Origin of the sequence: Actinomadura sp. 7K534, assembly GCF_004348575.1 — a bacterium.
Lineage (GTDB): Bacteria > Actinomycetota > Actinomycetes > Streptosporangiales > Streptosporangiaceae > Spirillospora > Spirillospora livida.
In genome coordinates, this window is record NZ_SMKB01000018.1 from 1 (window position 1) to 19,885 (window position 19,885).

18 protein-coding genes and 1 riboswitch are annotated in these 19,885 nt (G+C 71.6%); of the genes, 7 read left to right on the plus strand and 11 right to left on the minus strand.

Going from position 1 to position 19,885, the window contains the following annotated elements; genetic code table 11:
- Positions 1–95, minus strand: a 95-nt coding sequence (locus E1266_RS06165; RefSeq protein ID WP_132044644.1) for a DUF397 domain-containing protein, incomplete at its 3' end; no start/stop codon positions are given.
- Positions 92–868: a helix-turn-helix transcriptional regulator gene (locus E1266_RS06170; RefSeq protein ID WP_165965952.1), complete on the minus strand. Its 777-nt coding sequence runs from the start codon at positions 866–868 to the stop codon at positions 92–94. The genes E1266_RS06165 and E1266_RS06170, both read right to left, overlap by 4 nt.
- A 177-nt stretch (positions 869–1,045) precedes the next feature.
- On the opposite strand from E1266_RS06170, the gene E1266_RS06175 reads away from it, so the two are divergent.
- Positions 1,046–1,435 (plus strand): ATP-binding protein, encoded by a 390-nt coding sequence (locus tag E1266_RS06175; protein ID WP_132044648.1) that lies wholly within the window; start codon positions 1,046–1,048, stop codon positions 1,433–1,435.
- 87 nt (positions 1,436–1,522) lie between these two features.
- Positions 1,523–1,828: a hypothetical protein gene (locus E1266_RS06180; protein WP_165965953.1), complete on the plus strand. Its 306-nt coding sequence runs from the start codon at positions 1,523–1,525 to the stop codon at positions 1,826–1,828.
- A gap of 69 nt (positions 1,829–1,897) precedes the next feature.
- Here the strand turns inward: E1266_RS06180 and E1266_RS06185 are convergent, their stop codons facing one another.
- From E1266_RS06185 to E1266_RS06200, 4 genes are all read right to left on the minus strand, one after another.
- The gene (locus E1266_RS06185) at positions 1,898–2,350 is read right to left on the minus strand and encodes a hypothetical protein (protein WP_132044652.1); all 453 of its coding nucleotides are present in this window, start codon (positions 2,348–2,350) and stop codon (positions 1,898–1,900) included.
- 10 nt (positions 2,351–2,360) lie between these two features.
- The gene (locus tag E1266_RS06190) at positions 2,361–2,633 is read right to left on the minus strand and encodes a hypothetical protein (RefSeq protein WP_207945454.1); all 273 of its coding nucleotides are present in this window, start codon (positions 2,631–2,633) and stop codon (positions 2,361–2,363) included.
- A complete protein-coding gene (locus tag E1266_RS39825; RefSeq protein WP_132044654.1) occupies positions 2,630–3,730 on the minus strand; it encodes a hypothetical protein in 1,101 nt (366 codons plus the stop codon). The genes E1266_RS06190 and E1266_RS39825 overlap by 4 nt, the downstream gene beginning before the upstream one ends.
- A 68-nt stretch (positions 3,731–3,798) precedes the next feature.
- Positions 3,799–4,965, minus strand: coding sequence for an SRPBCC family protein (locus tag E1266_RS06200; RefSeq protein WP_132044656.1), 1,167 nt, complete (start codon positions 4,963–4,965; stop codon positions 3,799–3,801).
- Positions 4,966–5,327: 362 nt separating this feature from the next.
- Here E1266_RS06200 and E1266_RS06205 point away from each other — a divergent pair, with 362 nt between their 5' ends.
- The 4 genes from E1266_RS06205 to E1266_RS06220 all read left to right on the plus strand — a co-directional run bounded on the left by E1266_RS06205 (position 5,328) and on the right by E1266_RS06220 (position 9,863).
- Complete coding sequence (locus tag E1266_RS06205) at positions 5,328–7,604, plus strand: nitrate- and nitrite sensing domain-containing protein (RefSeq protein ID WP_165965954.1); 2,277 nt, start codon at positions 5,328–5,330, stop codon at positions 7,602–7,604.
- On the plus strand, positions 7,604–8,032 hold the full coding sequence (locus E1266_RS06210; RefSeq protein ID WP_132044660.1) for a DUF742 domain-containing protein: 429 nt from the start codon (positions 7,604–7,606) through the stop codon (positions 8,030–8,032). The genes E1266_RS06205 and E1266_RS06210 overlap by 1 nt, the downstream gene beginning before the upstream one ends.
- Entirely contained in the window at positions 8,013–9,314 is a 1,302-nt protein-coding gene (locus E1266_RS06215) for an ABC transporter substrate-binding protein (protein ID WP_132044662.1), read from the plus strand. Before E1266_RS06210 ends, E1266_RS06215 begins: the two co-directional genes overlap by 20 nt.
- 159 nt (positions 9,315–9,473) lie before the next feature.
- Positions 9,474–9,863 carry an STAS domain-containing protein gene (locus tag E1266_RS06220; protein ID WP_132044664.1) on the plus strand — a complete coding sequence of 130 codons (390 nt, stop codon included), beginning with the start codon at positions 9,474–9,476 and terminating at the stop codon, positions 9,861–9,863.
- Here the strand turns inward: E1266_RS06220 and E1266_RS06225 are convergent.
- Together E1266_RS06225 and E1266_RS06230 are read right to left on the minus strand one after the other, a co-directional pair.
- Positions 9,853–12,360: a multicopper oxidase domain-containing protein gene (locus tag E1266_RS06225; protein ID WP_132044666.1), complete on the minus strand. Its 2,508-nt coding sequence runs from the start codon at positions 12,358–12,360 to the stop codon at positions 9,853–9,855. The two genes, E1266_RS06220 and E1266_RS06225, sit on opposite strands and share 11 nt — an antisense overlap.
- Entirely contained in the window at positions 12,357–13,463 is a 1,107-nt protein-coding gene (locus tag E1266_RS06230; protein ID WP_132044668.1) for a hypothetical protein, read from the minus strand. The genes E1266_RS06225 and E1266_RS06230 overlap by 4 nt, the downstream gene beginning before the upstream one ends.
- A 63-nt stretch (positions 13,464–13,526) precedes the next feature.
- On the opposite strand from E1266_RS06230, the gene E1266_RS06235 reads away from it, so the two are divergent.
- A complete protein-coding gene (locus tag E1266_RS06235) occupies positions 13,527–14,318 on the plus strand; it encodes a DUF2249 domain-containing protein (protein ID WP_132044670.1) in 792 nt (263 codons plus the stop codon).
- A gap of 57 nt (positions 14,319–14,375) precedes the next feature.
- Here E1266_RS06235 and metH read toward each other — a convergent pair whose 3' ends face one another.
- The 3 genes from metH to E1266_RS06250 form a co-directional block, all read right to left on the minus strand.
- Complete coding sequence (metH, locus tag E1266_RS06240; RefSeq protein WP_132044672.1) at positions 14,376–18,002, minus strand: methionine synthase; 3,627 nt, start codon at positions 18,000–18,002, stop codon at positions 14,376–14,378.
- Between the two features lie 9 nt (positions 18,003–18,011).
- Positions 18,012–18,092, minus strand: a riboswitch (S-adenosyl-L-homocysteine riboswitch).
- A 36-nt stretch (positions 18,093–18,128) separates the two neighbouring features.
- The gene (locus tag E1266_RS06245; protein ID WP_132044674.1) at positions 18,129–18,521 is read right to left on the minus strand and encodes a DUF6221 family protein; all 393 of its coding nucleotides are present in this window, start codon (positions 18,519–18,521) and stop codon (positions 18,129–18,131) included.
- A gap of 59 nt (positions 18,522–18,580) precedes the next feature.
- Positions 18,581–19,834 carry a lipase family protein gene (locus E1266_RS06250; protein ID WP_132044676.1) on the minus strand — a complete coding sequence of 418 codons (1,254 nt, stop codon included), beginning with the start codon at positions 19,832–19,834 and terminating at the stop codon, positions 18,581–18,583.
- Between the last annotated feature and the right edge of the window lie 51 nt (positions 19,835–19,885).

The following is a 19,885-nucleotide window of genomic DNA, read 5'->3' on the forward strand; positions in this document are numbered from 1 at the left end:
CCGACCCCGGCCCCCGGCGCAAGTCGCCCCAGCTCAACGCACGCTTTATCGTCAACGCCGCCACTGTGAGTGCTCTTTCGCCACTGGACGATCATGCGTACATCTCCAAGTAATGCTTGATGAGGTCGCGTGAGCCATCCTCTGAGAGGGCTTTCACGCCGATACGTTCAAATTTATCCCCCATCTGGCGGACCTCGCCCGGCGATTCGATCAGGCGGCCCCCGCCTTGGGCGCCCGCATACGCGACATCGCGGGTCTCCAAGCGCATGATCTGCAATGACCCGTCCACGCCAACGTTCGCGCCCGAGGAGAAGGGAACGATCCTGAGGCTCACATGGCCCTCGTCCGCCATCTCCAGCAGGTGCCGAAGCTGGGTCGCCATGACCGACCTTCCGCCCACAAGACGTGCCAGCACACCCTCGTCCATGATCACCCAGAGGTCCGGGAAGTCTTCCCGATCGAGGATTGCGGCCTTGCGCTCAGCGCGTTCAGCCACTTCGCCCTCGATGTCTCTACTGGAACCGGCCTCCACAAGAGCTCGTGTGTAGTCCTCAGTTTGGAGCGCGAGCGGTACAGCTTGCCCGTGATACGCCCTGATCGATGATGCCTGCTTCTCGTATTCCGAGTACTGCCGGAACCAGTTCGGGTCATGCGCCAAACGGGCAAACCACAGCAAAAGCTGCAATAGCTTGCCGGTTCCGTAATGCTCATCCAGCTTTGCAACATGATCTTCCTGAGGACGCTGCCTACCTGCCTCCATATTGCAAACAGACGACCTGGCCACACCGATGATCTTTCCCACCTGGGTGAGTGACAGGCCCGCCCTCTCACGAAGAAACCGCAGGTAGAAGGCCAGAAAGTGATACATCGAGTGCCTAGGCTCGATCGGGTCTCGAACGAGAGGCATTCGTATTCCTGTTTGGAATAGTTTGGCTGTACACCAAAAACTAGAACACGTCGGTGATCCTTGTCGCAGGAAATCGGAATCTCGGGCAAGGACAGGACGATGGCGATGACGGCGGCCGTAGAGCCAACAATGTCCCTTATGGGCACACCCGCCGCAGTGGGGCTGGCGCGCATTTTCGTGGACACACGAATCCGCAAATGGGACTACTCCCACATTCTCGACAGCGCGCTTCTCGTCGTCTCGGAGCTCGTGACCAATGCGGCCCGGCAGACGCCGGACGAGGAGATCCGCCTCCAGCTCAGCCGGGACGCCTATGGCGTCATCATCGCCGTCTGGGACGCGGACCACGAGCTACCCAAAGCCAGGCCGATGACCGAACTCACCTTGGACGACCTCGACCTGTCCGAGGAGGCGTTCGACGACAACGGCGGCTGGGGCCTGCACATCGTCCAGGCCATGTCCGCCAAGTGCGGCGTCACCGCCGACCCGGCCGGCGGCAAGTGGATCTGGTCGCGAATGCACCCGTAGCGGATCTCAGCACACCCCCTGGACGGCTCCACAGGCACGTCCGCATCCGCAGCCCAGGCATGACCCCCGACGGGAGGTAGTACGAAGATGGCCACTGATCATCTGACGGCCATGAGCGGACGGCGTCCGTTCCTCTCCGCCCTCGATGAGGCCGTGCGCGAGCGCGGCGGGATGTCGTGCGGAATCGTCTCGCGCAGCGGCACGCCCGTCCTCTACGTGATCAACACCGATTCGCCCAGCAGGTTCACCGAGATCGGCGCCGACTTCGTCGACGGGAGCTGGATGTTCACCTGGGCTCCAACCGGCGACAGGATCGGCGCGGCCGACTCCCCGGCCGAGACCGCCGAGGCAATCGCGCGTGCGCTCGGAGCGGGCCTTGGGGCCCGGCCGTGATTGGCGACGAGTTCGCGGGGACGGTGCGACTGCCCCTGATCTTCGGGACGGACCGGCTGCCGGGAGGGGTCAGCGCATTTGTTCGTAGGCTGCGTAGGCGGCGGCGCCGTAGATCATGTGGGGGACGATGTCGGAGACCCAGCCGGCGACGGACCACGCGCGGGGGTCGGTGATGCCCAGGGCGGTCATCGGGACGTTCGAGCCGAGGAGGGCGAGCGTTCCGAGGGTGAGGATGCCGACCGGCCATGAGGCGCCGCGGCGGCGGGTGATCGCCCCATAGGCCAGGGCCGCGCCGATGCCCGTGCCGTAGCCCATCAGGGCGCCGATGCCCTGCTTGCGGTTCTCCGCCTTCTCTTCTTCCTCGCCGAGGCTGATGTGGGCTCCGTCCGCCAGCTTCTGGACGGTGTCCTCCGGGGTGCTGCTGCCTCCCCGCGCGCGGATGGCCATGTCGAGATAGGTGGTCGCGTTGAGCGCGGTGGTCCCCGCGGCCCCGGCGATCAATCCGTTGATGAGAGTACGCATGTCGGCTCCGCTACCCCGATTCGCGAACATCACCCGGTTCGAGCTTCGCGGCGATCGCGTAGTCGATGCGGACGTCGCGGTAGGTGACGTTCTCCCGGACCTCGGCCGGGAGGTTGGTCCGGTCGCTGCCGGACGCGGACGCTTCGTCGGCGTCGCCGGTGAACACCACGGAGGTTTCCGGGACGACCTCGAAGCGCAGTTCGTCGGCCTTGACGTGGGCTGTGAAGAGGATGTCCGCCGATCGCATGACGTCCTCGCTCGGACGTTGCTCGTGGGGGCTCATGATCCCTCGTTTCCGCCGCCGCTCGGCGGGCGGGGCTGCGGGGCGATCATCCGGACCAGCGCCCGGCCCAGCTCGCGCACGGACTGCTCCGTCTCCTGCAGCGCGGTCTGGAGCGCGGTGATCTCCTGCTCGCCGTTGGCGGCGGGTTGTTCGGTGTCCCCGCCGTTGCCGCCCTGCGCGGGTGCGTCCTTCTGCGCGGAGGCTGTGTTGTTCTGGTCGGAGGCGGTGTTGTCCTGGTCGGAGGCGGTGCTGTCCTGGTCGGAGGCGGTGTCGCCGGTGAGACCCTTCGCTGTGTCGCTTGCGGTCTCGCCCACGTTCTCAGCGGCACTGCCGGTCCCTTCGCCGACGTCCTTCACCGCGCCGCCGGCCCCTTCGCCTACGTCCTTGACGGCTCCACCTGCACCTTCGCCCACCTTTTCGGCCGCGCCGCCCGCGCCTTCGCCCACCCCCTTGACCGCGCCACCAGTGCCTTCGCCGACGTCCTTCACGGCACCGCCCGCGCCCTCTCCGACGTCCTTCACCGCGCCGCCCGCGCCCTCTCCGACGTCCTTCACCGCGCCGCCTGTGCCTGCGCCGATATCCTTTACCGCGCCGCCCGCGCCCTCGCCGACGTCCTTGACCGCGCCACCGGCGCCTTCGCCGACGTCCTTCACCGCGCTGCCGGCGCCCTCGCCTACCTCGCCTACGGCCTTGCCTGCGCCGGCGCCCACCTCGCCTACGGCCGCCTCCACGCCGCGGCCGATGTGCTGGAGGAGCTCCGGGTTGCGGTCGAGCGTGGTCAGTACGCGGTCGACGATGATGGCGACGTTGTCGAGCCGGACGTCGAGCAGCGCCTGGGCTTCGACGCCCTTGATCTCCAGTTTCACCCGGCCGAGGGTGACGTCGGCGCCGACGTTCAGCCGGAGCATGTCGAGGACCTGGGCGACGAGCGAGACGTGCGCCTCCAGGTTCTCGACCTCCAGGGATATCTCTTCCACCTTGAGGAGCGGGACGTCGAGATGGACGTCCGGTCCCTCGCTCGGCCGCGCCCGCGTGTCCGGTGAGACGATCCTGCCTTCGGCGCCCTCCGGCTCACCGGCGTCCCCGTTAGTGCCCATGGTTCCCCCTCAGGCCGCCGCTACCCGGGCGCGACCAGCGAAAACGTCGGAACGTGTGCAGACTGTGGTCAGGCGGTGCTCTCGGCCTTCTCCTTCGCCCGCTCCTCGGACTCCTGCCCGGACTCCTGCTCGGAATCCTGCTCGGAATCCTGCTCGGAATCCTGCCCGGACTCCTCCTCGGACTCCTGCCCGGACTCCTCCTCGGAATCCTGCCCGGACTCCTCCGCGGACTCCTGCTCGGCCTTCGGCTCGGCGCCCTCGGGTTCGGCCTTGTCCTCCTCGGACTCGGCTCGCTCCTCGCCGGCCTCCGCCTGCTCCTCGTCGGGCTTCTTCTCCTGGTCCTCCTCGGAGCCGGCCGCCTCCTGCTCCTCCTTCAGGGCGTCCTCGTGGGTCTTGACGACCTCGCCGTCGCGGATCTCGCCGCGCCAGCCCTGGACCTCCTCCTGCTCCAGGATCGTGCGCGTCATCATGTGGCGCTTGATGTGCTTGAAGTCCAGGCGGAGGCGGCGGCCCTGCGCCCGCCAGAGGTTCGCGGTCTTCTCGAAGAAGCCGTCCGGGTGGTACTCGGCGACGAGCATGATCCGGGTCATCGTCGGTCCCAGCTCGTGGAACGTCACGGCGCCGTCCACGTACCCCTTGGGGCCCTTGGACTTCCAGACGATCCGCTCGTCCGGCACCTGCTCGATGATCGTGGAGTCCCAGCTGCGGTGCGAGAGGAAGATCTGGGCCCGCCAGTGGAGCTTCTCGTCCGACTCCTGCTCGACGCTCTCGACCTTCTTGGTGAAGCTCGGGTAGTCGGCGAACTGCGTCCACTGGTCGTAGGCGACGCGGCGGGGCAGGCCCACGTCGAACGACTCGAGGATGTTGGTGACCTTCTTCTTGTCGCCCTTGTAGCCGCCACCGCCGCCGTCCTTGCCGCCGCCGCCGATGGAGCTCACGGCCTCCTTGACCTTCTCCTTCGCGCCGGTGGCGCCCGCGCTGAGGCCCGCCTTGAGCGGGGACTCGCCCTCGGCGAGCTTCTTCACCCCGGTCGCGGCCATCTTCGTTTTCGCGCCGCCGTCCGCGGCGTCGGTCAGCCGCTGGGTCACGTCCTGGATCTTCCCGCTGGCCCCGGTGAGCGTCCGCACCATGAGCGCCTGGACGAGCTCCCGCCCCGCGTCCTTGAGCTGGTCGACGGGCAGATCGTCCGTGAGGGCGCGGCCGTTGCCTTCCGTACCTTTTTCCGCCATGGTCATCACTTCGCTTCTAGACGATGTCGAGACGGGCCATAGCCCCACGAATCGACTCAAAACCCCTCAGAATGCCGCTGACCAGCGATAACGAAAAATCTACCGGCCGCCGACCCGCCGCGGGTGCGCGCTTTGCCGCGAGTGCACAAATTACACGTAGATAACAATTCGGGCGGGTGAGGCAGATCGCCCGAGTGTCTCATGAGCATGTAGTAGCGTCCTGGGCGATCGAGTGACCTAGATCACAGCAGCGCGGAGGTCCTCATGAGCGTTGGCCATCGCCGGGGACCCGGGGCATGAGGCGCCGGCCCGGGAGAAGGCGGCACGGGGTGCTCCGGGGCAGAGCCAGGTCCGTCAGATCGCGGATCGTGCTGCTGCTGGTCCCGCCCGTCACGGCACTGGTCGTCCTGTGGGGCGTGGCCGCGACCACCTCGCTGCAGGACAGCCTGCGGCAGGCGAGGGCGCAGACGTTCACCACGAAGGTCCTCGAACCCACCGACCAGGTCATCGCCGCGCTGCAGGACGAGCGGCGCATGTCGCTGTCCGCCCTGGGCGACGACGCGACCATCGGCCGCGCCGGGTTCGAGGCGCAGCGGGAGGCGACCGACCGGGCCGACGCGGCGTTCCGCGCCTCCGCGGAGGACGAGGAGATCAGGGGCGCGACCCGTCCCGTCACGCGGCAGCGGATGACCCGGTTCGCGGACGCGCTCGGCGGGCTGGAGCCGCTGCGCGCCGAGATCGACGACCGCAGCCTCGGGCGGGCCGAGGCGATGGCGCGCTACACCGAGTACATCGAGATGGCCAGCGAAATCTACGACGAGGTCCACTCGCTGGACCCGGACCTCGTGCGGCAGAACCGGGTCCTCCGCACGCTCGAGAACGCCCGGGAGAACCTCTCCCGCGAGGACGCGCTCGTCACCGGCGCGCTGGCGGCCGGGCGGCTGAGCGAGGAAGAGCGCCTGCAGCTGGTGGAGTTCGCCGGGGCGCACCGGTTCCTCTACGGGGACGCGGCGCGCGAGCTCCAGGGCTCCTACCGGGTGCGGTACGAGCAGATCGTGTCCGGGCCGGAGTTCCGCCGCTTCGACGAGCTGCAGAACCGGCTGATGCAGCGCGGCTCCGCCGGCGGGCGTCCCGGCGTGGACATCGGCGCGTGGCACACCGCGACCGAGGCGGTGGACGCCCAGCTGGCGGCGCTGTCGTCCGAGATCCGCGAGGAGAACACCCGGCGGGCCGGCGACGAGGCGAACGCGGTGCTGCTGCGGCTGGCGCTGACCGGCGGGCTGGGGCTGCTCGCGGTGATCGCCGCGATCCTGTTCGCGATCCGGGCCGGCCGCCGGCTGATCGTGGAGAGCCGCGCCATGGCCGCGGCCGTCGACGAGTTCGCGCAGCGGCGGCTGCCGCTGATCAACGAGCGGGCGCGGCGGGGCGAGGAGCCGCTGGAGGAGCTCGCCGCGGGCGACGCCCCGGACGGCGGACGCGGCGGCGGACGCGGCGGCGGACGCGGCGGCGGACGCGACAGCGGGCGGTTCCGGGTCACCGAGGTCGACCAGATCGACCGCGCCTTCGCGCAGACCAAGCGGGCGGTCGTGCGGGCCGCCGAGAACGAGGCCCGCGCGAACCGGCGCCTGAACGAGATCTTCGTGACGCTGGCCCGCCGCAACCAGTCCCTCCTCCAGCGGCTGCTGCGGATGCTGGAGACCATGCAGCGCGACACCGAGGACCCCGACGAGCTGGAGCGGCTCTTCGAGCTGGACGCGCTCGCGACCCGGATGCGGCGGCACGCCGAGGGCCTGGTCATCCTGTCGGGCCGTCCGTCGGGGCGGACCTGGGCCGACCCGGTCCGGATGGTGGACGTGGCGCGCGCCGCGGCGTCCGAGGTCGAGGACTACACCCGCGTCGAGGTCGTGCCGATGGGCCGCGCGGCGCTGCTCGGGCCCGCGGTCGCCGACACCATCCACCTCATCGCCGAGCTGATCGAGAACGCGGCGGTGTTCTCGCCGCCCAACACCACGATCCGGGTGACCGGGCAGGAGGTCGCGCACGGGTTCGTGATGGAGGTGGAGGACCGCGGGCTCGGCATCGCGCCCGACATGCTGGCGGAGCTCAACCGGCTGCTGGCCACCGCCCCCGAGCTCGACCTGGACGACAGCGCCCGGCTCGGCCTGTTCGTCGTGGCGAGGCTGTCGGCACGGCACGGCATCAAGGTGACGCTGCGCGCCTCCCCGTACGGGGGGATCACCGCCATCGCGCTGATCCCGCGGGAGCTGGTGGCGCGGCCGCCCGAGCGCCCCGGCGGCCACGAGGTCACCGACACCGGCGAGTGGGCCGTGGCCGGTTCCGCTTTGCCCGCGCCGCCCGTCCGGTCCGCGTCGCAGCCGCCGTCGAGCGACCACCTCGCGCTGGTCACTCCCCCCTTCACGGACCCTGCCGCGGACCCGGTCGCGGACCCGCCCGCCGACCTGCCCGTGCGGCGGCGCCAGACCCACTTGGCGCCGCAGCTGAGGCGCACCGCCGAGACCCGGGAGGAGCCGTCCGGGACGGGCGGGGAGGAGCGGTCGCCGGAGGCCGCCCGCGACTTCATGTCCACGGTGCAGCGCGGCTGGCGGCGGGGCCGCGCCGCCGATGCGGGGGACGGCGGTCCGTGATGTCCGGCGAGCTGCCGGGCGGATCCGCGGATCCGGGCCGGGACCGCAGGGCGCGGCCGGACGACCTCTGGGCGGACGAGGAGGCCGGGCCCGTCGTCCGTCCCTTCGCGGTGACCCGGGGCCGCACCAGGTCCCGCCGCCGCGGCCGCCAGCTCGACCTGATCGCGGTCGTCGTGACCGCCGAGGTGCCGATGCCCGATCCGCTCACGCTCGGCCCCGAGGACGAGCGGATCCTGGAGTTCTCCATCAACCCGGTGTCGGTGGCCGAGCTGTCGGCCGCCCTGCGGCTGCCGGTGGGCGTGGTCCGCGTGCTGGTGAGCGACCTGCTCGACCGCGGGCTGATGCACGTGCAGAGCGCCGCCGCGCCGCCCGGGCGCCCGGACGCCCGCATTCTCAAGGAAGTGATCGATGGTCTCCGCGCGCTCTGACAGGCCGAGGATCAGGTCCCTGCTCGCCGCGGCCGCGCTGCTGGCGGGGCTGGCGGGCTGCGCCTCCGGAACGGACGAGGGCGGCCCCGCCGCGGACGTCCCGGGGATCACCGCGGAGCCGTGCCCGAAGGCCGTGAACCGCGACCACGGCTGCATCTACCTGGGCATCATCTCCGACCTGACCACGGGGCCGTTCACGGGTCTCGGCGTGCCGATGGTGACGGCGCAGAAGGCGTTCTGGGACCGCGTGAACCGGCAGGGCGGCATCGGCGGCTACGACGTCGACGTGCACACCTACATCCGGGACAACAAGTACGACCCCGCCACGCACCGCAGCGCGTACATCGAGATCAAGGACAAGGTGCTGGCGCTGGCGCAGAGCCTGGGCTCGCCGACCACCGAGGCGATCCTGGGCGACCTGCGCGCCGCCCGGATGATCGCGGTGCCCGGGTCGTACCCGTCCCGGTGGGAGTTCGAGGACGTGATCCTGGAGTCGGGCGCCTCGTACTGCTTCGAGGCCATGAACGCGATCGACTACGCCGTCGACACCTTCCAGGCCGAGAGCGTGCTGGCCGTCTACTACCCCGGCGACTACGGCGGCGAGGGCGCGGCGGGCGCCAGGCTCGCGGCGACGGCGCGCGGCCTGCGCTACTCGGAGGTGGAGACGCAGCAGGGCGCGGCGAAGCAGGCCGAGGCCGTACGCGCGATCCTCGAGCGGCGGCCGGACGTCGTGATGCTCACGGTGGGTCCCGCCGAGACCGCCGCGATCGCCGGAAAGGCCGTGGAGGCGGGCTTCCAGGGCCGGTTCATGGGCAGCAACCCGACCTGGGTCGGGTCGCTGCTGAAGACCCCGGCGGCCGAGGTGCTCAAGGCCCGCTACCTGGTGGTGGCGCCGTGGAAGACGTTCCCCGCCGACTCCCCCGGGCACACCGCGATGCGGCTGGCGCTGGGCCAGGTGGAGCCGGACAACGCGCTCACCTCGGGCTGGATCTTCCAGTACCCGCTGAAGACGGTGCTGGAGAAGGCCGCGGCGAACGGCGACCTGACCCGCGAGGGCGTGTACGAGGCGCTCCGGCAGGTCACCACCGTGGACTACGAGGGGATGCTGCCCAGGAAGGCGGGCAACTTCTCCGGCAGCCCGAACGCGGCGGCCTTCCGCGAGTCGGTGGTCGGGCGTCCCGACGAGCGGGAGTTCACCGGGGTGAAGGTGATCACGGACTTCATCTCCGGCCCGACCGCCACCGGCCACAACCTCGCCTCCCCCTGCTACGCCGCCGGCTGAGGACGGTGCTTTCCCACGTCAACAATTTCCGCGCGGAGAATGACCCGAGAAGTCTTGAACATGGTTTGACTTTCCGCCGCTTGTAGATTGATCCTGGATTCGGTCCACTTAGGGCAATGCTCGGCAGTCCCATTAGCGCGGCACACTCCGGTATCGACCTTGAGCGAGGCGACCATGGAGTTCACCACTTCGGGCGGGGCGACCGTCCGCCGCACGGACCAGGAAGCGACTCTGCTGTTCCCGGTGGAGGCGGATGTCCGAAACTGTGCTGACCTGCACGCATTGTCGCGGCAACTCCTCGACGAGGGCATCCGGTCATTGGTCCTCGATCTCACCGAATGTCAATTCTGTGATTCCAGTGGGCTGAACGTCATTCTCCGCACCTATGTCCGGGCCAAGACGGCGGGGATCCCGCTGTCGATCCGGCTGCCGGAGCACGGCATGGTGCGGCGCACGTGCTCGATCGCCGGGGTGACGCGGATGATCCCGGTGGAACTCGCGGGGACCCCGCCGGAGGGGAACCCGGTCGTCCGCCGGCTCAGCCGGTGACCTTCAGGATCCCGTGCGCTCCGGCTTCGCCGTGCCGCATGTCGTGGTCGACGAACGGGTAGTGGCCGGCCTCCGGGACGACCGCCTCCACGAAGCCGCCCTGGCCCGGCGCGAGGTCGAGGATCTGCGCGCCGCCGTCGTCGCCCTCGCGGAGGAGGTAGGCGCCCTCCTTGTAGACGGTGTCGAACTGGGCGCCGACGATGTGGAACGCGGTGCCGGACGCCGGGCCCGCGCCGACCACCCAGACGCGGACGCGGTCTCCGGCGCGGGCGGTCAGCGGGGCGTGGTCGTAGCCGGCGGCCGTGCCGTTGAACGCCCACGCGTCGGGGCGGCCGTCGCGCATCTTCGCCGCCTGCTCCGCGGAGCCCGGCCGTCCCAGGTACAGCTCGCCGTGGACGAGGACGTACTCGCGGTCGGCCCGGGGCAGGTCCGGCGGGTCGATGATGACGGCGCCGTACATGCCGTTGCCCATGTGCTGGAGCATCGGCATCGTCGAGCAGTGGTACAGCCAAGCCCCGGCGTGCTCGGCCTTGAAGCGGTAGGTGAGGCGCTCGCCGGGCTGGATGGTGCGCATGGGGCGGTCCGGCGCGAGGGACCCGGCGTGGAAGTCGATGCCGTGCCCCATGGCCGCGTCGTTGACGAAGGTGACGGTGAAGACGTCGCCGACCTTGCCGCGCAGGACGGGGCCGGGAACGGTGCCGTTGAACGTCCACATCTGCTGGCGGACGCCCGGGGCGACCTCTAGCTCCCGGTCGGTCGCGCGGATCTCGACGCGGTGGTCCTTGCCGCCTGGGGCGGGTTCGAGAGCGGCGTCGTAGGGACGCCACTCCGGCGACATCGGGGCCGCCAAGTCGAGCGGGCCTGTGCCCTGGTGGGTGCCGTGCTGGGCGTGTTCCGGCGCCGGTCCCTCCGTCATGTTGATCCGCATGGTCATGCCCGCGGCGCGGTGGCCGGGCACGGTGCACCAGCCGTCGATCGACTCCTCCAGCGGCGGGACGGTCAGCGTGGCGGTCTCGCCCTGGTCGAGCATCGGGGTGGCCTGGCCGGTGGCGAGGCGCAGGTCGTGCGGCATGGCGTCCTCGTTGGTGACTCGCAGGACGAGCCGCGTCCCGGGCGCGGCCTCGATTGTCCCGGGGCGGATGCGCATGTCGACGAGGGCGACGTCCACGGTGCGGGTGCCCGAGGCCGCGACCGACGAGCCGGACCGGGCCGCGCTCCCGGCCGCGACCCCGGCGGCTAGTGCGGTGAGCAGGACACCGGCGGTGATGCCCGCGACGACCGGCGACGGGCGGCGGGTGCGGACGACGGTCGCCGCGGCGAGCACGACGAACGAGCCCAGCGCGGCGATGGCGGCGATCCAGGCGGCGCGGGTCAGCCAGCCGGGGACGGGCAGGACGAGCAGCGGCACCGCGGCGTTGACGGCGGCGACGCGCGGCAGCCAGAGGCGTTCGAGCACGGCCGCGTTGGCCTTGAGCGCCGCGGGCCCGCCGCCGAGGACGACGGGCAGCAGGAACGTCAGCGCGCCGAGGAGCGTCTGCCCGACGAAGCCCACGAGGACGAGCGGAAGCAGCCCGTCGAGGCTCTGCCGGGCCGCGTCGGCGGCGAGGGTCACCGCGAACCAGGCGGTCCCGGCGGCGAGCATCCACGACGCCGGGGTGTGCGGGCGGCGCCGGAGGAGCGTCCGCACGAACGGGACGAGGGCGAGCGCGGCGGCCGCGGCGTAGAGGAGCAGGCCGGCGGCGGCGAGCCAGCGGAGATCGGCGAGGAGGCCGCCGACCGCGACGGCCAGGCCGGGCACGGCGGCGCGCAGCGACCAGCGGGCGATCCGCCCGGTGCCGTCCACCATCCGGGTGCGCAGGACCGTCGGCCACAGCGTGAACAGGGTGCCGAGCACGGCCAGGCCGACCCAGCCGAGGATGTTGACGTGCTCGTGCGCGGCGCGGACCGGCGCGTGCCAGCCGGACGGCGCCCGGCCGGACGCCAGCAGGCCGCCGAGCGTCCCGCCCGCGACGAGCGCGACGCCGGACCACACGTACCAGCCGACGACGTGCGCGAACCGCCCGCCCAGGGCGCCCCGCCCGCGCACGGCGAGCACGGTGGCGTGCGCGGCGACGACCGCGACGACCGTCGCGGCGCCGCCGGAGGCGAGCAGGGCGTACCCCCCGGCGACACCGCCCAGCACGGCGGCGATCCCGGCGTTCAGGACCGCCAGCCGCGCCAGCGGCCACCGGCGCGGCGGCGGCGGGATCCGCAGCAGCGCGGTGGCGAAGTGCTCGGTCCAGGTGACGATCGCGTTGGTCACGGCGCCGAGCAGGAACAGGTGGATCAGCAGCCAGCGGGGCGCGGGCAGGCCGGGCTGGACGAGCGCGGCCACGGCGGTCAGCGCCAGCCACGCGAGCACGACCCCGTTGGCGACCGCGTGCCAGGCGGAGCGGGCCGGGCGGCGCGCGGGCGGTTCGGTGGCCGCGGGCCTGGGCCGGATGCCGACGGACGTCATGACGGTTCCCTTCGCAGGAGGCGCGACGCGGCCACGGCGCATCCGCCGAAGAGCAGGAGCGACACCTCGCCGAGGACGCCGCCGACGGTCCGCAGGGCGCCGGACCCGCCGAGGTCACCGGCGACGCGGACGACGAGGGAGGCGTGCAGCAGGACGAGCGGCGCGTACAGGACGGGGTGGTACGGCAGCCGGACGCGCAGGACCGCGGGCAGGATCACCGGCGCGTGCCCGAAGACCATCGACATGACGAAGCCGAGGAACACCGCGTGCAGGGCGGCGTCGTTGAGTCCGCCGGAGGCGGGGCGCCCGGCGGCGAGCCAGATCGTCCCGGCGACGGCCAGCCAGGCGTATCCCGCGAGGAGGCAGGCGGCGGCGTAGCGGGGCAGGCCCGTCCCGCGGACGGTGCGGCGGGCGACGTCGTGGACGGCGAGCCACCCGGCGAGGGCGGCCATGCCGAGCCCGGTGAGCCGCCATCCGGCGTCCGGCCATCCGGTGGAGGCGGCGGCGCCCGCGCCGACCAGGGCCGCGGCGACCAGGAGGCCGTCGGACGCGCGGCGGCCGAGGAACGCGACGCGGGCGAGTTCGAGGCGCTCCCCGGCGATCGTGAGGACCAGGAACGCGGCGAGCCACAGGACGATCTCGCCGACCGGCCGCCCGGACAGCCACAGCAGGGCGCCGGCGTACCAGGCGACCGCCCCGGCCAGCTGGATCGCGAGGTCGCGTCCGGTGCGGCGGCCGAGGACGGCGATGTAGACCGCGACGAGCCAGCCGCCGGCGGCGGTGAGCAGGAGCTTCCCGGGGAGCGTCAGGCCGAGGGCGGTGGTGACGGCGCCGAGGCCGGCGAGGGCGGGGGCGGCGTAGCCCCAGGGGCGGCCGAGGGCGACGGCGCGTTCGAGGGAGATGAGCGTGCCGAGGAAGCCCAGCGCCATCAGCGCGCCGTGCTCCCGCGCGAACGAGGTGCGCGGCATCGGGACGTCGAGGCCGAGGAGCCCGAGGGCGCCCCAGAGGCCCGCGAGGAGCCCGAGCAGCGCGCCGGCGAGCAACGGGAACCGGCGCGCCGCCACCCGGGGCCGGGGGCCGCCCCTCGTCTCCAGTTTCTCCATACCGCTACTATAAATACAAGTACGGTTGTAAAAAAACAGCTCGGCACGAGGAGTGAAGTGCTCATGACCACATCGACCGCGAGCCCGCAGCAGGAGACCGTGCGGGCGATCCTCGACCACCACGAGCGGCTCGGCCGCACCATGGCCGACCACGTCCTCACGATCGCGCGGGCCGCCGACCAGCTCGCCGCGCCGCACGAGCGGCGCGACCGGCTCGTCGCGTTCTGCGCCGAGGAGGTCGTCCCGCACGCCGAGGCCGAGGAGAAGACCCTTTACCGGGCGGCCGAGGACCTGCCCGACGCCCGCCTCCTGCTGCGCGCCATGCTGCGCGAGCACACCGTGCTGAAGGAGCGGCTCGCCGAGCTGGAGGCGGCGCGCACGCCCGGGGAGACGATCGCCGCGGCGTCGGCCCTCAGCGCGCTGTTCGCGTCGCACCTGCACAAGGAGAACGAACTGCTGCTGCCGGCGCTCGTCGACGCGGGCGTCGACCTCGGCGCGCTGCTCGCGGGGATGCACGAGATCCTCGGCGCGGACGCCGAGAGCCCGCGGGACGGGGCGGACGGGCACCACTGCACGTGCGGCGGCCACGACGACCCCGGCACGCCCGGCGCGAAGGCCGAGCTCGACGACGGGGAACTGGACGTGCGCGTCCTCGCCCCCGCGCAGCGGCACGAGCAGATCTTCGCCGCGTACCGCGCGCTGGACCACGGCGGGGCGTTCATCCTGGTCAACGACCACGACCCGAAGCCGCTGTACTACCAGTTCGCCGCCGAGCACCCCGGCGACTTCACCTGGGACTACCTGGAGACCGGCCCAGAGGTCTGGCGCGTCCGCATCGGGCGCCCCTGGGCCTGACGGCCAGGTGAGCACGCCCGGCGGCCGCGGCGCGGCGGCCGCCGGGCGTTCCGGCCGTTACGACGGGTCGTACGCCAGGTTCGGGGCCAGCCAGCGCTCGACCTCGGCGACCGGGAGGTCGCTGCGGCGGGCGTAGTCCTCGATCTGGTCCCTGCCGACGCGCCCGACCGTGAAGTAGCGCGAATCCGGGTGCGCGAAGATCAGGCCGCTGACGCTGGCGGCCGGGGTCATCGCGAACGACTCGGTCAGCTTCATGCCGAGGCGGCCCGCGTCAAGCAGGTCGAACAGCCGCTGCTTCAGGCTGTGGTCGGGGCTCGCCGGGTAGCCCAGCGCGGGCCGGATGCCGCGGAAGCGCTCGGCGTGCAGGTCCTCCAGGAGGGGGTCGGCGTCCGGCTCGAACCAGGCGCGGCGGGCCTCCAGGTGGACGTACTCGGCGAACGCCTCGGCCAGCCGGTCCGCGAGCGCCTTCACCATGATCGACTTGTAGTCGTCCTGCTGCTCCTCGTACCGGGCGGCGAGGTCCTCGGCGCCGAGGATCGTCACCGCGAAGCCGCCCAGGTGATCGGGGAAGGGGTGGTCGCCGGACGGGGCGACGTAGTCGGCGAGGCACCGGTTCGGGCGGCCCTCCGGCTTGGACGTCTGCTGCCGCAGCATCGGGAACCGCGTGTCGGGTAGGACGATGTCGTCGCCGTCGGAGTGCGCGGGCCAGAACCCGTAGGCGCCCTGGGCCTCGAACGAGCCGTCCGCGATGATCTGGTCGAGCAGCTCGTTGCCCTCGTCGAACAGCTCCCGCGCGACGGGCTGGTCGAGGATCGCCGGGTACTTGCCCTTCAGCTCCCACGCCAGGAAGAAGAACTGCCAGTCGATCATCTCGCGGATCGCGGCGATCTCGGGCTGGACCACCCGCACCCCGGTGAAGGCCGGGGTCGGCAGGTCGCCGAAGTCGACCACCTCGCGGTTCTCCCGCGCCCGCTCGTAGGTGAGCATCGGGCGGCGCTGCTTCTTCTCGTGCTGCTCGCGCAGCCTGGCCTGCTCCTCGCGGTTGGCCGCGGCGAGGGTCTCGGCGCGGCCCTCGTCCAGCAGGTCCGACACGACGCCGACGACGCGGGACGCGTCCAGCACGTGCACGGTCGTCGCCTCGTAGGCGGGCGCGATCTTCACGGCGGTGTGCTGCCGGGACGTGGTGGCGCCGCCGATCAGCAGCGGCAGCCGCATGCCGCGCCGCTCCATTTCCGCCGCGACGGAGACCATCTCGTCCAGGGACGGGGTGATCAGCCCGGACAGCCCGACGGCGTCGGCGTTCTCCGCGATCGCGGTGTCCAGGATCTTGGCGGCCGGGACCATCACGCCGAGGTCCACGACATCGTAGTTGTTGCAGCCGAGCACGACGCCGACGATGTTCTTGCCGATGTCGTGCACGTCGCCCTTGACCGTCGCGAGGACGATCTTGCCCTGGCCGCGCTCGGTGTGCGCCCGCCCCGCGCGCAGCGCCTCCTCCTTCTCCCGCTCCATGAACGGTTCGAGGTAGGCGACCGACCGCTTCATCGCGCGGGCGCTCTTGACGACCTGCGGCAGGAACATCTTCCCGGACCCGAACAGGTCGCCGACGACCTTCATGCCGTCCATCAGCGGGCCCTCGATGACGTCGAGGGGGCGGGCGGACTTCTGGCGGGCCTCCTCGGTGTCCTCCTCGATGAAGTCGACGATGCCGTGCACGAGGGCGTGCGCCAGGCGCTCCTCGACGGGCGCCTCCCGCCACGAGAGGTCGACCTCGCGCTTGGTCGCCTCGCCCTTGACGTTCTCGGCGAACGACACGAGCCGGTCGGTGGCGTCCGGGCGGCGGTCGAACAGCACGTCCTCGACGAGTTCCAGCAGATCCGCCGGGATGTTCTCGTAGACGGCGAGCTGCCCCGCGTTGACGATGCCCATGTCGAGGCCGGCGCGGACCGCGTGGTACAGGAACGCCGAGTGCATCGCCTCGCGGACGACCTCGTTGCCCCGGAACGAGAACGACAGGTTCGAGATGCCGCCGCTGGTGCGCGCGCCAGGGCAGCGCTCCTTGATGAGCGGCAGGGCGTCGATGAACGCCTTGGCGTACCCGTTGTGCTCGCTGATGCCGGTCGCGACCGCGAGGACGTTCGGGTCGAACACGATGTCCTCGGCGGGGAAGCCGGCCTTCTGCGTGAGCAGGTCGTAGGCGCGCCCGCAGATCTCCACCTTGCGCTCGGTGGTGTCGGCCTGGCCGGTCTCGTCGAACGCCATGACGACGACGCCGGCGCCGAAGTCGCGGATGCGGCGGGCCTGCTCCAGGAACTGCTCCTCGCCCTCCTTGAGGCTGATCGAGTTGACGACGCCCTTGCCCTGGACGGTCTTCAGCCCCGCCTCCAGCACGCTCCACCGCGAGCTGTCCACCATGATCGGGATGCGGGCCACCTCGGGCTCGGTCGCGATCAGGTTCAGGAACGTCGTCATCTCCCGCTCGCTTTCGAGCAGGTCGGCGTCCATGTTGACGTCGAGGAGGTTCGCGCCGCCGCGCACCTGGTCCAGTGCGACGTCCACGGCGGCCTGGTGGTCGCCCGCCTCGATGAGCCTGCGGAACCGCTTGGAGCCGGTGACGTTCGTCCGCTCGCCGATCATGATGAAGCCGGTGTCGCGGCCGATCTCGAACGGCTCCAGCCCGCTGAACCGCGACGCCTTCGGCGGCCGTGCGACCTCGCGGGGCGCGGCGTCCCGGACGGCCTCGACGATGCGGGCGATGTGGCCGGGGCCCGTCCCGCAGCAGCCGCCGACCGCGTTGACCATGCCGGACGCGGCGAACTCGGCGAGCTTGGCCGCCGTCTCCTCCGGCGTCTCGTCGTAGCCGCCGAACGCGTTCGGCAGCCCGGCGTTCGGATAGCTGGCGGTGTAGGTGCCGGCGATGCGCGCCAGCTCCGCCACGTGCGGGCGCATCTCGTCGGCGCCCAGCGAGCAGTTCACGCCGACGACGAGGGGCTCGGCGTGCTCGACCGAGCGCCAGAACGCCTCGACGGTCTGCCCGGAGAGCGTCCGGCCGGACAGGTCCACGATCGTCACCGAGATCCACAGCGGCAGCTCGGGGGCCGCCTCGCGAGCGGCGGCGATCGCGGCCTTCGCGTTCAGCGTGTCGAAGATCGTCTCGATGAGGAGCAGGTCGACGCCGCCCTCGGCGAGGCCGCGGATCTGCTCCGCGTAGGAGTCCTTGACCTTGTCGAACGTGACGGCGCGGTACGCGGGGTCCTCGACGCGCGGGGACAGCGACAGCGTGACGTTCAGCGGGCCGACGGAGCCGGCGACGAACCGCCCGCCGAACTCGTCGGCGGCCTGGCGGGCGAGGCGGGCGCCCGCGACGTTCATCTCGTGGACGAGGCCCTCGAGCCCGTAGTCGGCCTGGCCGATGGAGGTCGCGGTGAACGTGTTGGTCGTCGTGATGTCGGCGCCGGCGCGCAGGTACTGCCGGTGGACGTCGAGGATCACGTCCGGGCGGGTCAGGTTGAGCAGGTCGGGGTCGCCGGTGACGTCTTTCGGATGGTCATCGGCCACGCGGTCGCCGCGGTAGTCCTCGGGTGCCAGTCCGGCGCCCTGGAGCATCGTGCCCCAGGCCCCGTCCAGGACCGCGATCCGCCGGTCCAGTAGCTCGCGAAGTTTGTTGCCGTTGATTTCGAGCACCTCCCGTCTTGAGTGGGAGGCGCCCTTGTTCCACCGACTTCCGAGGCCGAGCGTGGCGGGCTCTCGCCCGTTGCAGCGCCTCTCGGCCTCTCATCGAGGTTACATAACGGGCCCCGCCTCTGTCTGTCAGGGCCGCCAATCATCTCGGTATGCGGGATGCGACGCGTACGGCAGCGCGAGGCGGCGCAGCACGTTCTCGCGGATGACCTGGGCCGCTTCGGTCTCCGGCGTCCGGTGGCCCTGTTCGAGGATCCACGCCTGCTTCTCGTAGTCGTCGAGGATCTGGCGGACGGCCGCCACCTGGGCGAGGGTCCGGGACGGGTCGTGCCGGGCGATGTGCTCGGCGTACGCGCCGTTCTCCGCCTTCGCCACGTAGGCGGCGTCACCAGGGTCGCCGGGAGGCCGCGGGTCGGTGTGGATCGTGCCGGAGGGCCCGGTCTTCCAGGCGAGGCCGGAGCAGTCGCGGGCGATCTGCTCGTCCCTCGCCAGCCGTGCTCGGAGGAACTCCACCAAATCCATGAGGCCATCCTGCCCCGCGGAGGGGACAGGATGGCCTCGGCCGGCGGTGCCGGCTCAGATCAGCGGGGGCAGTTGCCCTGAACGGGCTTGTCCGCGAAGCGATCGGTGATGAACTTCATGGCGTCGGGGTGGCTCCAGAGCATGCCGGTGGCGTGCTCGGCGAGCGTGTAGGTCTTCCACGTCACGTTGGCGCCCTTGGCGCACCACGCCCGGTGCAGGGTGTCGGCCTGCTGGAACGGGATGATCTGGTCGTAGACGGCCTGGGTCTGCAGGACCGGGACGCCCGGGGCCGTCCCGCCGAGCTTGTTGGCGTCGAGCGCCGCGCGCCACTCGGGGTCGTCCAGCGGGTTGGCCGTCGAGTAGTCGCTGATGCGCTTGAAGGCCGTGTTGATGAGCGTGGACGCGCCGTCCACGCTGGTCAGGCACATCTCGCGGGCGTTCTCCAGGAGCTCGCGGCCCGCGTCGTTGAGGTACCCCTCCAGGTCCAGCTCGGGGTAGGCGGAGTCGTAGCCGACCGCGGCCATGAACATCAGCGCGATGAAGGGCGACCCGTCGAGCCCCTCGGCGACGGCGTGCAGGTCGGCGGGCACTCCCCCGGCGAAGACGCCCTTGATCGGCAGGTCCGGCGCGTAGGAACCGGCGAGCTCCGCCGCCCAGCCCGCCGACGTCCCGCCCTGGGAGTAGCCCCAGACCGCGACGGGCGAGCCGCCGAGCCCGGCGTCCGGAAGGCGCCGCGCGGCCCGCGCCATGTTCAGCACGGCCTTGCCCTGGGAGCGGCCGACCTCGTAGGTGTGCCCGCCCGGCGTGCCGAGGCCCTCCATGTCGGTGACGGCGACGGCCCAGCCCTTGTTGAGCGCGTCGATGATCATCAGCGCCTCGTAGTCCAGGCCCGTGGTGAGGGTGTAGGACGGGGCGCACGAGTCGCCGAGGCCGCGCGTGCCCACCGCGTAGGAGACGAGTGGCCGCTGCCCCTCGCCCGTCCACGGCTTGGTGGGCACGAGGACGATCCCCGACACGGCGATCGGCGTGCCGTGCACGTTCTCCGACCGGTACAGGACCTGCCACGACGTGACGTCCTGAACGGGCGACCCGCCGAACGGGTCGACGGTGAACGCGGCCGGGCGCGACCTGATGATGTCGCCGGATGCCCCTTCCGGCAGCGGCTCCGGCGGGCGGTAGAAAGGATCTTCGGCGGGAGGCTTGGCGTCCTGGGGAGCCGCGGCGGCCGGCGCCTGCAGCGCGGTCACCGCGAGGGCGACCCCGAGCCAGGACGCCAGCACGGCGCGCAGGACATGGCGGACTGTGATGGACATCGGCCCGTAACCCTTCGTCATCCCCCATACCGTCCGGGCGACGGCCACCTG